Source organism: Fulvivirga sp. M361 (assembly GCF_007097395.1).
In the GTDB taxonomy this organism is placed as follows: Bacteria; Bacteroidota; Bacteroidia; order Cytophagales; family Cyclobacteriaceae; genus Fulvivirga.
The window spans coordinates 49,738-63,202 of the sequence record NZ_VKDC01000023.1 but is presented as its reverse complement, the minus strand read 5'-3'; the positions used below and the strand labels follow the sequence as shown (position 1 = coordinate 63,202).

The following is a 13,465-nucleotide window of genomic DNA, read 5'->3' as shown; positions in this document are numbered from 1 at the left end:
AAAGTAGTGATGACTTTAAGGCACCCGTATGACCGAGGTTAGTCGCTAAACTGATTTAAATCATTTTAGAAAATCAAAATAGCTCAAGCTGACCCTATTACACCGGAAGCTATGGAGGCTTACCGTCTTAAACTTTGCACAATATGCTGACGGTTCTATATTTGTCACATGAAAAATCGAGTGCTTATCGTCTTTCTTATTGTTTTCTGTGCCAGCTATACTATTGATGCTCAAGAGATGTGGAATATTCCCTCTGAACCCGGATGGAATGTAGTGCAGGAAGGTGACACGGTTTCTTTTAAGTTAAGTATTTCCGGTTCAGAAGAAGGATACTATGATTTTAAAATTGATTATGAAGGTGAGCTGGGAATATCTTTTGATTCTACCGGGAATTTTTTCTGGGTACCCTCACATGATCTGGTCAGTAGGATCGAAGAGAAGAAACGATTCAGTACAATCATAACTGCCATCAGCAAAAATGGTCAGAAAGCGAACAAACAAGTTCAATTTGATGTCATTCATAAGAACAGACCCCCTCAAATTAACGATATCCCTGTATTTTATGTAAAACAGTACAATACAAATAAATACAATTTAAATAAGGCTTCACAGGTAAGAGATCCGGACGAAGACCCTATCGTATTTCAACCGGTATTAGAAGACCTCCCGGAAGGGGCTTCTCTATCAGAACTTGGTATACTATCCTGGCGTCCATCTCGTAATCAGTTCAGGAGTTTGCAAAAAAAACCACTTAGAATACGATTTATAGTTCAGGACCAGCCCGAAAAATTAGAGAGCACCGGAGAAATAGTGATACAATCCACTCAGTTAGACCTACCTCCGGATATTCTTATAGTACCTTCGGATTCCATTTTTTCAGTTAGAGAAGATGAAGTAGTCAATCTTAATCTCTATGTAACAGACCCCAACGGCGATGAAAACGTGGTTGACGTAGGTTTTTTGAGTAACAACCTAAAAGTGGATAAAAGCGCTTTAACTAAATATACGAATACTCAGTGGGAGTTCAAGTGGACCCCAGGATATGACTTCCTTTTAGAAGAAGGTAAAGTAGATACTATACAAGTAACATTTTTTGCCATTGATGAAAGTGGTAAAAAACAGGATAAAAAGATACTTATAAGCGTAACAGATGCAGAAAACATTGAAAAGAAAGATCTGCGGTTATATCAAAAATATCGGTCTATGCTATTAGAAACCAGGGATTTGATCGCTCATTTAGACGAAAATCAACGGGATTTGAATAAAGCGTTAAAAAAAGCAAAAAAGGGAAAAAAACATCGATCCATTGTCAGTGCTACTTTAGGTGCAGCTACAGGCATTTCGCCGGTCTTCCTTGAGGAGGATCCCAGAAACTATGTAACGGGTGTAGGGGGTACTGCTATACTAACATTAGGCACATTGGAAGCCACAGAAGTTATTGGAAGGTCTAAAAATGATATTCTTGATAAACTAAAAATAAACATTGATATAAGAAATCAGTTGCAAACTGATGGAGATAATTTTGCCCGAAAATATGCGCTGAAAACTAAGCGCCGTGGTAAATCATACAATGCAGATATAGACAAATTGAAAGCAGAATTGAATAATAAAAAATTAATACTACTTGAGTTGCCTGCAGATTGGACCAATTCCAAAAAGCCCACTGACCGGAACATCAAAAAGGTTTTCCCGGACTTTAATAATGAAGGTTATTCAGATATTAATGATTAGTCTATTCTATTAAGGTTTGGCTAACTATTAAATTATACGGATCTCTCACAAAGAAATAACCTGGTTAAATGGCTTTACTAAAAACAGGTGTATCGTTCAGTCTTTTCTGATGCATTCGCTTATCGAACACAGAACAGATATTCCTTAAAAATGCCATACCAAGCTCCGTAACTCTAAAACCTTTGTCGTAGAGCTCGATCAAGCCTTCTGCAGCCATTTCATTCAGTCGAATAAGCACGTCCAGATCCACCTCTCCAGACTCCCAACGTAGTTCCGCACTACAGGCGATATCCAGGATCTGCCCCTTTTCAAAAAAATCTTTGTCCGAAAGTATGTGTCCATTCTCCCAGTCCATTTCTTTTTTCGTCACCTGATCCCTGTAGTGTTCCACTACCTTAACGTTTTGCAGGTATGCGTATTTTGCATCGCTTATAGCAGAAACACCTAAACCAATTAAAAGATCTGTTGAGGCATCAGTATATCCCATGAAATTTCTATGCATGGTTTTATTCTGATAAGCTACATATAATTCGTCACCGGGTAAGGCAAAATGATCCATACCAACATCGGTGTAATTATGCTCAATTAATAGTGCCTTGCCTACTTCATAAAGCGCACGTTTCACACTGTCTGTGGGAAGGTCAGCTTCATCATAGGCCCTCTGACCTGGTCGTTTCCAGGGCACATGAGCATAACTGTAAAATGCTATACGTTCCGGCCTCAATGCAAGCACCCGGCTTATTGTATCCGCCACCGTTTCTGAAGTTTGATACGGTAGCCCGTAGATAAGATCAAAGTTTACAGAAGTGTAACCAATACTTCTCGCCTCATCTGTAGCACGTACCAGATTTTCGAAAGGCTGAATACGGTTAATCGTTTTTTGTACTTTGAAATCCAGATCTTGTACACCATAGCTCACCCTCCTGAAGCCCAGATCATACAATGTTTGTAAATGTTCCCGACTTGTATTATTTGGATGTCCTTCAAAAGAAAACGCCCTTTCAGGGTGGATTCGAGAGGAAGAAAGTATGCTATTTACTAATCTATGTAAGCTTTCAGGACTGAAAAAGGTAGGTGTACCACCTCCTAAATGTAACTCACGTATTATAGGAGCTTCTCCAAAGGTTGTAAGGTATCTTCTCCATTCTGTCAGTATGCTGTCAATATAGGGAGCTTCTACCTTATGATTCTTAGTGATGCGAGTATTACATGCACAATAAGTACATAAACTTTCACAATAAGGTAAATGAATATATAAGCTTATACCCTGATCTTCGTTGGTTTCATCAAACGTCCTTTTAACGATTTTCATCCAGTCATGGATGGATTCAAATTTGTTTTCCCAAAGGGGAACAGTCGGGTAGCTGGTGTACCTCGGCGTTGGTACATTATACTTTTTGATCAGAGATTTTGTAATTTTCATGAAGTGAAGATGGTAGATTTAAAAAAAACAAAAGATGACGTACATCAGGTCATGTGCTGATGAGGATCATTCTGACTTTATTAAACATGGATATTCTCAGCCAAAAACAATGCTACTTTGATTACTTAAAAAGCGCCTATAGCATGCAAAAACTGGTTTTCAGTGTATTCATATTATTGTTTATAGCCTGTAGTTCGGTTAAGGTTAAGGTCAAATATGATCCCCGGGCTAATTTCACTCAATTTAAAACCTGGTGTTGGTTAGAAGGGTGCGAGTTAAACTATCAGGGACCAGGGTATTTAAATGACAGTGCTGTAATCGAAATGATCGGGAATGCTGTAGCAAAAGAAATGTACGATAAAGGATATGAACAAACCGATGATCAGGCGGACTTGATTGTTGATTATCATATTGTAGTACAGGAAGACTCTGCCAAATTTGCACGGGTTCACGAAGAAGACCTACCTTTTTGGGATGATTATCACCGGGAAGATTACTACTATTTTTTAAAGGGCGCTTTGATCATTGATATCGGTCAACGGGCCACCGGTCAAATGCTCTGGAGATCTACTTCCAAAAGGTCTATGTCACTTTCACCAACAATAACCCAGACTGAGATCAACAGAAGTGTAAGAAAAGCCATGAGGAAGTTCCCTAAACGAGTTCCTTGATCTACTTTTTAATGTTGGATTCTCCTGTTTTACCCTTTGATGACTTGTTATCAAATAACATTCTCATGGATGGTGTTACAGTGTCATCAAACTGACCTGACTTGGTGGCCCAAATAAAAAGTCCTAAAAACCCTCCGGCTACGGTCATACTGACTAAAATAAGGACAAAAATAACTGCCATATCGTACTCGATTATTTTTCTGTATTGTTTTACTCTAATAAAGCCAATTAACGGCACAGTCGCTACATTAAATGTCGCTTCTTTGCCATGTAGTTAATACCTAATGTAGCAAAAACAACCACCGATATACTACTTACCGGCATTAAAATAGCTGCTATCAAAGGTGTCAACATACCACTTACTGCCAGCCCTATTCCCAAAACATTATAAGCAAATGAAATGATGAAACTGATCATAACAATTCTTCTGGCATTTGATGCAAATTCCAAAACTTTAGAAATCCAGGATAGTTTTTCTCCGAGAACTATACCATCACAAGCGGGTGAAAAAGACGCTACATCATCTGTGACCGCTATTCCCACATGACTACACTTTAAGGCTCCGGCATCATTTAAACCATCTCCCAGCATCATGACCTTCTTGCCTTTTTGCTGGAGTTTCTCTACAAATTGCAGTTTATCATCAGGACTCTGATTAAAATACATATCTCTATCGCCAAAAACAGAAGCTAGTTTTTCTCTTTCATGATCATTGTCGCCGGATAATATAAGTATTTCATATCGTTTTCTCAGCTTCTGCACCAACTCTAAAAGCCCTTTACGATATGTATAGCTGATACAAAAATATCCTAATACATCTTTATTCTTACTAATAAATACTTTAGTGCCTTTCTCAGTACCTTTTATACCCGATACCCACTCCTCTGATCCCAATTTGTAGGAATTGTTATTGTACTGTGCTGTTAATCCCAAACCTGGTTTTTCCGAAAAGTTTTGAAGTATGGCAGGTTCTGTTACTTTTAAAGATTCACCTATCTGCTTGCTCAAAGGATGCGTTGAATTGGCAGTCATAGCTGCCAATACAGCTGTGTCCATTGCTTCCAAAGTCTCCCCTTCATAATTCACTTGACCGCTATTAGTAGATGTTATTGTACCCGTTTTATCGAAAACTATTGTATCTACTGAAGACAAGCATTCCACCACATCTGCATTCTTAAGATAAAACTTATTACGTCCTAGTATACGAATAGCATTACCATTTGCAAAAGGCGCTGAAAGTGCAAGTGCACAGGGGCAGGCAACAATCAAAACTGCCGAAATCACTGTCCAAACCTGTTTAGGGTCCGTCATTAACCAATAGCCTGCGGCCAAACCGGCAATACTCAAGACAATCAGTGTAAAATATCGACTTACCTTGTTAATCAACAGGGTTACATTGAAGAGATCTGTTTTCTTGAAAACCGGGTTATTCCAAAGCTCTGTAAGGTAGCTATGTGAAGTGGGTTTAGTCAGCTTCAGTAGTATGCGTTCGCCTATTTGTCTGCCTCCAGCATAAATAATCTCATTTTTTCTCACTTTAACCGGCCTTGATTCACCTGTAACAAAACTATAATCAATATGCGCAACTCCATCCAGCAAGACAGAATCTGCAGGAATAATTTCTTCATTGCGTACCATGATCTTATCCCCTGGCTTCAGGTCTTGTATGGGTGTCGATACTTCTGCTTTGTTTTCTAATTGTTTCAGTACCGCCAGTGGAAAATAAGATTTATAGTCTCGTTCAAAGGAAAGATTGTCATAGGTTTTACTTTGAAACCATTTCCCGATCAAAAGGAAAAACACCAAACCGGCTAGTGAATCTTGATAGCCAGGCCCTACGGCTGTAATCACCTCATATAAACTTCGCAGAAATAAGGTCAAAATACCCAGAGCGATAGGTACATCAATATTGATGAAACCTTTTTTCAAGCCTTTCCACGCTGAGATGAAGTAATCATTTCCAGCATACAAAATAATGGGTAAAGTAAGCGCTATGTTGATCCATGCGAAAAAACGGCTGAAGGTATTATCACCTAACTCATCAAAACCAAAGTACTCGGGAAAGCTTAGTAACATAATATTACCAAAGCAAAAGGCTGCTATACCAATTTTCATGGATAGTCGACTCGTAGCCTGACTGGTCTTTTTCTGCGGTTCAGCGTCAAACTTGGGAGGGTATCCGATAGAAGCTAATAATTCTGATAGCTCCACCAAAGACACTTTCGCTGGATTGTAATGAAGATCTGCTTCCTTTTTTGTAAAGTTCAGGTTTACACGAATCACACCGTTGTGTAAGCGATTAAGGTTCTCAAGAAGATACACACAAGAGCTGCAGTGCACGGCAGGTAATATCAACTTTACTTTATTGTAATCATCCGACTGAAAGCTTAAGAGCTTATTTAAAATATCCGGGTTATTCAAATGTTCATATGCCCCTTGCTTGGTCTTAAATTCTTTTCTGGCATCATATATATCCTGAAGGTCAGTTTCCTGAAAAAGCTCATAGACCGCACGACACCCATGACAGCAAAATGACTTACTATCATGAACAACTGTCAACTCTTCGCACAATTCACCACAGTGAAAGCAATCTATTTGCTTTTCAAGAAGAACTCCCTGAGACATAGAATTATTCTAGTTGTTAATATGGTAAGTCCAAATAGGCCGTTTGGCATGATTTACAATATCTTCAGCCAGGCTGCCAGATAAAAGATGTCCAATCCCTTTACGTCCGTGCGTTCCCATTGCAATCATATTGGCACCAATTCTTTCCGCAAAAGTCAATATTCCCTGATCTTCGTAGATATCGTTATATATGTTGATGGTATAATTTTTCAACATAAATCTCGTAGCCATATTTTCCAGCCCTGTGAGTGTGACTTCGTCTCTCTTAAAATTGTTGGGAGTGTTTATCCTTAACAAGTGAATAGTAGCATGAAAAATATCTTGTAACTGTTTAACATGAGCAACAAGATCATCACATATATCTGTGATATTTGTAGCGAAGACTATATTTTTAATATCTGATGGTTCCGTGGGTTCTGCCAGTGTAATTACCGGGCACTTAGCTTTTCTCACTACTTTTTCTGCATTAGAACCTATTAAGAACTCTCGTATTCCGGAAGCCCCTTTTGTACCCATAATGACCAACTGAGTCCCGGATTCAATGATACGTTCCGATATCTCAAAATAAGGATTACCAATTTGTATGGTAGAAGTCATTTCAACATCAAATTGCTTAAGGAAGTAATCCATTTTTTGCTTTGCTCCGGCTTTCATTAATTCTGCAAACTCCGTTTCATATGTAGTTGGAACAGCAATTCCTACCGGATCAGAAGCTATGCCAACATTATATTCTACAACGTTAAGTACTTCAATATGCGCATCCGTAGTTGATGCTAACTTCACAGCAAAGTTTAACGCATTTTCAGCTTCGCTGGAAAAGTCTGTGGGCACTAATATTTTTAACATAATGTTGTCATTGTTTAAACTCAAATCTATTTTATTGAGTTATCATGCTGAATGACAGCTATCAAAAAATTAGCTGATATCTGTCATATTTTCACACACAGGTCACTTTTCGGAACAGCTCAGAATAAAACAAAAAATACGGTAAAAAAAGAGAACGAAAGCCCCCCGGTCTTACGTTAAACATATACAACAATTTAAAGACTATTCATATGATCATAGACATTAGAAAAAATATCAAAAAAATATATGAGGAAAGTAGTATCTCCAGGGAGGATATAGAGAAACAAATGAAAAAGGTCGCCGCTTACCTGCAATTGCAAAGAAAAGTCAACGAAATGGCAACGCTGAAAAAATAAAGGGTAAAGTGCAGCTTCATTTATCAGTATCTAACATGCCGCTAATTGCACCAAAATACCTCGTTCTTCAAAAAGCAGCAGCTATTATACTTCAAAATTATTTGCATAGTCCTCGCAACTTCGTTTTATAACTTCGTAGGCTTCGCTTTTATCATAAATATCGGTGATCTCTATTTTCTTTACAGGATCATCACCTGGCATTTCTTTATAGGTTAAAAAATAATGCTTCAAACGGTTGATCAATGTATCCGGGCAGTCAGCAATAGAACGCCATTTATCGAATACTTCATCTCCCTTTAAAATAGCTACGATCTTGTCATCTGCCTCACCACCGTCTATCATTCTGAATCCCCCTATAGGTACTGCCGGCACTAAAATATTACCATAGGTTATATTTCGTTCGGTCAATACACATATATCTATTGGGTCTTTATCGCCAACAATATCCTTACGACCTGTTTTTTCGTTGCACAACTCTGCCACTCTTACATCGCAGTATGTCCTGGGAATAAAACCATAAAGTGCGGGAACAATATTTGAAAACTTCTGTGGGCGGTCCACCTTTAGAAAGCCTGTATGTTTATCTATTTCATATTTAACACCATCAGAAGGCGTCATTTCTATAAAGGCATTAACAATTTCCGGAGTATCTTTTCCTGATGATATGCCATGCCAGGGATGCGCCATGGACTTATTTGCTGAAGTTTTCGTCATCTTTTTTTATTATGGTATTTTACTCTATCTCTACTTTTATTTCCGTCAATCGAAAACAGACGCTTTTTATCGAATTTTATTTTGAGCTTAATAAAGATATGGATTAACTCTGCTTAATACTTACATTCACGGAGCGAAGTAAATAAAATAGATTTAAAAATTAATCATGAGAATCGTTACACTTTTATTTATTCTTGGTATTACCACTATAATAACCAAGGGACAAGGACTGGAGGAGCAATTTAAAGAACTCCGGGATAATGCAGAAACTTTTAAGGTTTACAAGGTCATCAAACAGACTGAATTAAACAGTTTTTGGAATACCGTCACTGATTCCATTAATATCATAGAAAACAAACTGGCAGAAGCACGACATAGCATTGAGGTTCAACAACGAAATATCACTGAAAAAGAAGCTGTTATTACAGCAAAAAACCAGGAAATAGAGGGGCTGGAATTTGCAGCTACTCATATTTCTGTTTTAGGCATTAACATGTTTAAAGAAGCTTTTATCATCATAAGCTTCACTGTAATAACCCTGATCATAATAATGTTGGTGCTACTATACGGACGCTTTAAAACAAGCACGGTGGTTTCAAGAAAAAAAATACACGAATTCAATAAGCTTAATGCAGAATACGAGGAGCACAAAAAAGAAGCCCTTGAAAAACAAATGAAGCTCCGTAGGGAGCTTCAAACACAAATCAATAAATTAGAAGAAATCCGAAGTACATAGACTTCGGATTCTCTTTAATTCGCCAAATAAGGTATCAATAATTCGTTCTTAGGATTTTTGGAAAGCTTTCTCAATGCCTTCTCTTTAATCTGACGAACTCGTTCCCTGGTCAATCCCAGGTTTTCTCCAATATCTTCTAAAGATAAGCTTGTGCTCTCGCTTAATCCAAAGTATTGATTAATAACCGTTCTTTCTCGTTCTGTAAGTGTAGAAAGTAATCTACTCACTTCTCTTTTAAGAGAATCTTTGTAAACAATATCATTTACGCGATTGCTGTCTTCATCTTCCATCACGTCCAGTAATGAGCTCCCTTCATCTTCTGAAAAAGGCTTATCAATAGATACCTGTTTGGTCTGAGACCTGACTGTGGTTCGAACCTCATCCACTGACATATCTAATAACTCGGCCAACTCTTCATCGGTTGGTTCTCTTTCATATTGCTGCTCGAGTACAGATGATGCCTGATCAATCTTTGATAGCGCTCCGATTTTATTAGATGGAATCCTGACTATTCTGGAATGCTCAGCTAATGCCTGGATAATAGATTGTCTGATCCACCATACTGCATACGATATGAATTTAAAACCTCTTTTTTCATCAAATCGCTTCGCTGCTTTAACCAAACCGAGATTACCTTCGTTAATTAAATCATTCAAGGGTATTTTATTAGAGTAGTGATATTGCTTAGCCACAGATACCACAAATCTCAGGTTAGCCTTTACCAGCTTTTCCAATGCTGCATCATCCCCTTCCCTGATCCTCTGCGCGAGGTCCACTTCTTCTTCCGGCGTTAAAAGTTCGTCCTTCGAAATTTCATTGAAATACTTTTCCAGGGTCCTACTGTCCCTGTTAGTAATAGACTGCGTAATCTTCAGTTGTCTCATTCTACTTATTTACCTCTATATTTATTTGCTGTTAAACGTCTTCCAATTCTTATTAACAAATAAAACGTCAATTCGTTCCCTTATTATATATATTTGAAATGTTTTTGAAATCTGTGGAACTTTTAGGCCTCGTTTTAAGGCTTTATTCTTAAAAAAACCCTATTTCTACAGAATCTCGCATGATACAAAAAATAATTGAATACCTTAAGGATTATTTTCATAATTTAATCAAACCTTGTCTAAAATTAGTTTAAAACCCGCAAGTCCGGTCCGGCATTTTCAACGCGTTCTTGCATTTTCGATCATTTTTCCATCTTACTTTAGTTCTTTGGCCCAGGATACAAAGAAAAGCGCTGATCTGTTATTTCACAGAGCCTACTACTTTTTATCAATAGACACAAATAAAGCCATTGACCTGCTTGATCAATGTATACAACAAGATTCTACCTTTAAAGATGCCTACTTCCATCGAGGGATAGCCTACTTCAAATTAGCAGAGTACGAAAAGTCTCTGACCGACTTCAACAAAGCTCAGGCACTGGACCCGGAACTTCACATTATATGGATGTACAAAGGGTTTGCAAACCGTAATTTGGGTCTACTCGACAAAGCACTTACTAATTTTTCCAACTACATTATTCATAACCCTACCGATACTACGGCGTACTCTTACATTCTCCGAGGTAAAATGAAATATGAACTGGGTGACTTTGACGGGGCGGTAGAAGATTATGATATGGCTGTAAAGTTGAGGCCTTTCCAGGAAAAGTATCATTATTATCGTTTCATAGCACTTTATGAAGCAAAAAAATATGATGAGGCATTGCAAGCAGCCTCAAGCCTGATCGAAATCACACCTGACTTTTACGGATATTACTTCTATAAGGGAAATGTTTATCACGATCTCCAGTTTTATGATTCGGCTATCTATATGTACAACATAGCAATTATAAAGAATTATCAGAATGCAGATAGTTACTTCTATCGCGGTCAGTCTTACCAGGCCAAAAAAGAACTAAAAAAGGCGTTAGAAGATTATAATACTGCCATCATATTAAAAGACAGTGATGGGTCTTATTTTTCAGCACGGGGAAATTGCAAGTTCGATATGAATGACAAAAAAGGGGCGTGTGATGACTGGGACATAGCCGGAGGATTAGGATATTATGAAGATTTTGATAAAGTAAAGCGAATTTGTGATTCTCAATGAATTCTTGAAACAACTAAACAAATTATAAAACACTAGTAACCATGGATAATAGAAAATACTTACCGTTAATAATCATTGCAGCAGTAGCTTTGATGGTCGTATTTGGTCTTTCCTCCAGTATATTTTATACCGTAGAGTCAGGTGAACGAGCGGTTATCTTTAAAAAATTCGGAGGAGGTCTGGACAAAGAAAATGTAATAGGTCAGGGCTTTAATTTCAAAGCCCCCTGGAATAGTCTCTATGTATACGATGTAAAAGAAAATACTGCTGAGGAAAAAATGGACGTATTGGATAAAAACGGACTATCCATCAGTGTAGATGTAACGGTTCGTTTTCATCCAATTTATGATCAGATTGGCTTCTTACATGAAAACTTTGGAACCAACTACATAAATAAGCTCGTAATACCTGAAGTACGATCAGCAGTAAGGCAAGTGATGGGACGTTTTACAGCAGAAGAGATCTATTCTACTAAAAGAGCAGAGGTAGAATCCGGTATCAAAATGGAAACAGAAAAGACGCTGGATATGAATAATATTCAAATGAAAGCATTGCTTATACGATCCATTAACTTACCAGATCAAATCAAATCGGCTATTGAAAACAAGTTAAAACAAGAGCAGGAGGCATTGGCCTATGAGTTCAGGTTAGACAGAGAAAAAAGTGAAGCAGAAAGAAAAAGAATAGCAGCCTCGGGAGAAGCTGCAGCTAACGACATAGTAAACAGCAGTTTAACTGAAAATTTGCTAAAAATGAGAGGGATAGAAGCTACGTTAGAACTATCAAAATCACCTAATAGTAAAGTAGTGATAGTAGGAAGTGGAAAGGATGGTATGCCACTCATACTAGGGAACAATTAGAGATTATACTGGTTTTTATTGTAGCAATTTTTAACTAATTTCACAATCCAATTTTAAGGTCAAAATTGAAAATCCAAATGTCATATGTCTAAAACCGCTGAACTAAAAATAGACGGCAAAACCTATACGCTTCCAATAATAGAAGGTTCTGAAAATGAGCAAGCTTTTGATGTATCAAAGCTCAGAGGAGATACAAGTGTAATCACTTTAGACCCTGGTTTCAAAAATACGGGATCAACAAAAAGCGCTATTACTTTCCTGGATGGTGAGAAGGGAATCCTACGTTATAGGGGCTATTCTATTGAAGAGTTAGCAGAAAAGTCCAGTTTCATCGAAGTCGCTTATTTGCTTATATATGGGAACCTCCCCAACCCTGAAGAGTTACAGGCTTTTCAAAATGACATCAAGTATCATACACTTGTTCATGAAGATATAAAAAAGATTTTGGAAGGTTTTCCTTCTAACGCACACCCTATGGGGGTTTTATCTTCTTTAGTCACCTCTCTTACGGCATTTTATCCTGAATCACTTGATCCAAACAGATCAAGTGAGGCGGTGAACATGAGTATCATAAGGATAATAGCAAAAATGCCCACATTTGCAGCCTGGGCATATAAAAATGAAGTAGGTCACCCAGTAAACTACCCTGATAACAAGCTTGATTATTGCTCTAACTTCCTGAAAATGATGTTTGCCCTGCCGGCTGCTGATTATGATGCTGATCCGGTTATTGCAAATGCTTTAGATAAATTATTGATCTTACATGCGGACCATGAGCAAAACTGCTCTACTTCCACAGTACGTATCGTGGGCTCAAGTCAGGCCAGTCTATATGCATCTATTTCTGCCGGTATCAACGCCCTGTGGGGGCCTTTACATGGTGGTGCAAACTCCGCTGTAATAGAGATGCTTGAAAACATCAAAAAGGATGGTGGAGACACTAAAAAATGGATGGCTAAGGCGAAAGATAAAGAAGATCCATTCCGATTAATGGGATTCGGTCACAGGGTTTATAAGAACTTTGACCCAAGAGCCAAGATTATCAAAAAAGCTGCTGATGAAGTGCTGGATAAGCTAGGTGTAAAAGATCCTGTACTTGACATAGCCAAAGGTCTGGAATACGAAGCTTTAAATGATGAATACTTCGTAGAAAGAAAACTCTATCCCAACGTGGACTTTTATTCAGGAATAATATATCGTGCACTAGGTATCCCTGTAGACATGTTTACGGTTATGTTCGCACTCGGAAGGCTACCGGGATGGATCGCTCAATGGAAAGAAATGCGTGAAAATCGTGAACCTATAGGGCGACCCCGTCAAATATATGTGGGTGAGAATGTAAGGCCTTATACCCCGGTTGATAAAAGATAATATCGTTTAAAATACAATGAAAAGGCTGGGTAGATTTA

General features: G+C 38.0%; 13 protein-coding genes. 7 read left to right on the top strand and 6 right to left on the bottom strand.

Going from position 1 to position 13,465, the window contains the following annotated elements; all coding sequences use genetic code 11:
- Positions 1–168: 168 nt before the first annotated feature.
- Positions 169–1,731, top strand: coding sequence for a hypothetical protein (locus FNH22_RS21665; RefSeq protein ID WP_143400543.1), 1,563 nt, complete (start codon positions 169–171; stop codon positions 1,729–1,731).
- 64 nt (positions 1,732–1,795) lie between these two features.
- Here the strand turns inward: FNH22_RS21665 and hemN are convergent, their stop codons facing one another.
- A complete protein-coding gene (gene hemN, locus FNH22_RS21660; RefSeq protein ID WP_143400542.1) occupies positions 1,796–3,154 on the bottom strand; it encodes an oxygen-independent coproporphyrinogen III oxidase in 1,359 nt (452 codons plus the stop codon).
- 86 nt (positions 3,155–3,240) lie between these two features.
- Between hemN and FNH22_RS21655 the strand changes: the two genes are divergently transcribed.
- Positions 3,241–3,825 (top strand): DUF4136 domain-containing protein, encoded by a 585-nt coding sequence (locus FNH22_RS21655; protein WP_185154343.1) that lies wholly within the window; start codon positions 3,241–3,243, stop codon positions 3,823–3,825.
- A gap of 1 nt (position 3,826) precedes the next feature.
- Here the strand turns inward: FNH22_RS21655 and ccoS are convergent, their stop codons facing one another.
- The 3 genes from ccoS to FNH22_RS21640 all read right to left on the bottom strand — a co-directional run bounded on the left by ccoS (position 3,827) and on the right by FNH22_RS21640 (position 7,296).
- The gene (gene ccoS, locus FNH22_RS21650) at positions 3,827–4,006 is read right to left on the bottom strand and encodes a cbb3-type cytochrome oxidase assembly protein CcoS (RefSeq protein ID WP_143400540.1); all 180 of its coding nucleotides are present in this window, start codon (positions 4,004–4,006) and stop codon (positions 3,827–3,829) included.
- 62 nt (positions 4,007–4,068) lie between these two features.
- Complete coding sequence (locus FNH22_RS21645) at positions 4,069–6,450, bottom strand: heavy metal translocating P-type ATPase metal-binding domain-containing protein (protein WP_143400539.1); 2,382 nt, start codon at positions 6,448–6,450, stop codon at positions 4,069–4,071.
- 9 nt (positions 6,451–6,459) lie between these two features.
- A complete protein-coding gene (locus FNH22_RS21640) occupies positions 6,460–7,296 on the bottom strand; it encodes a universal stress protein (protein WP_143400538.1) in 837 nt (278 codons plus the stop codon).
- A gap of 209 nt (positions 7,297–7,505) precedes the next feature.
- On the opposite strand from FNH22_RS21640, the gene FNH22_RS32100 reads away from it, so the two are divergent.
- Positions 7,506–7,652 carry a hypothetical protein gene (locus FNH22_RS32100; protein ID WP_185154342.1) on the top strand — a complete coding sequence of 49 codons (147 nt, stop codon included), beginning with the start codon at positions 7,506–7,508 and terminating at the stop codon, positions 7,650–7,652.
- A gap of 84 nt (positions 7,653–7,736) precedes the next feature.
- On the opposite strand, the gene FNH22_RS21635 is transcribed toward FNH22_RS32100, so the two are convergent.
- Positions 7,737–8,366: an inorganic pyrophosphatase gene (locus tag FNH22_RS21635; protein WP_143400537.1), complete on the bottom strand. Its 630-nt coding sequence runs from the start codon at positions 8,364–8,366 to the stop codon at positions 7,737–7,739.
- 166 nt (positions 8,367–8,532) lie between these two features.
- Here FNH22_RS21635 and FNH22_RS21630 point away from each other — a divergent pair, with 166 nt between their 5' ends.
- A complete protein-coding gene (locus FNH22_RS21630; protein WP_143400536.1) occupies positions 8,533–9,102 on the top strand; it encodes a hypothetical protein in 570 nt (189 codons plus the stop codon).
- A gap of 14 nt (positions 9,103–9,116) precedes the next feature.
- Here FNH22_RS21630 and FNH22_RS21625 read toward each other — a convergent pair whose 3' ends face one another.
- Positions 9,117–9,986 carry an RNA polymerase sigma factor RpoD/SigA gene (locus FNH22_RS21625; RefSeq protein ID WP_143400535.1) on the bottom strand — a complete coding sequence of 290 codons (870 nt, stop codon included), beginning with the start codon at positions 9,984–9,986 and terminating at the stop codon, positions 9,117–9,119.
- Between the two features lie 235 nt (positions 9,987–10,221).
- On the opposite strand from FNH22_RS21625, the gene FNH22_RS21620 reads away from it, so the two are divergent.
- The 3 genes from FNH22_RS21620 to FNH22_RS21610 all read left to right on the top strand — a co-directional run bounded on the left by FNH22_RS21620 (position 10,222) and on the right by FNH22_RS21610 (position 13,427).
- A complete protein-coding gene (locus tag FNH22_RS21620) occupies positions 10,222–11,196 on the top strand; it encodes a tetratricopeptide repeat protein (RefSeq protein WP_143400534.1) in 975 nt (324 codons plus the stop codon).
- A 41-nt stretch (positions 11,197–11,237) separates the two neighbouring features.
- Positions 11,238–12,056, top strand: coding sequence for a prohibitin family protein (locus FNH22_RS21615; protein ID WP_143400533.1), 819 nt, complete (start codon positions 11,238–11,240; stop codon positions 12,054–12,056).
- An 84-nt stretch (positions 12,057–12,140) separates the two neighbouring features.
- A complete protein-coding gene (locus tag FNH22_RS21610; RefSeq protein WP_143400532.1) occupies positions 12,141–13,427 on the top strand; it encodes a citrate synthase in 1,287 nt (428 codons plus the stop codon).
- The last annotated feature ends 38 nt before the right edge of the window (positions 13,428–13,465 follow it).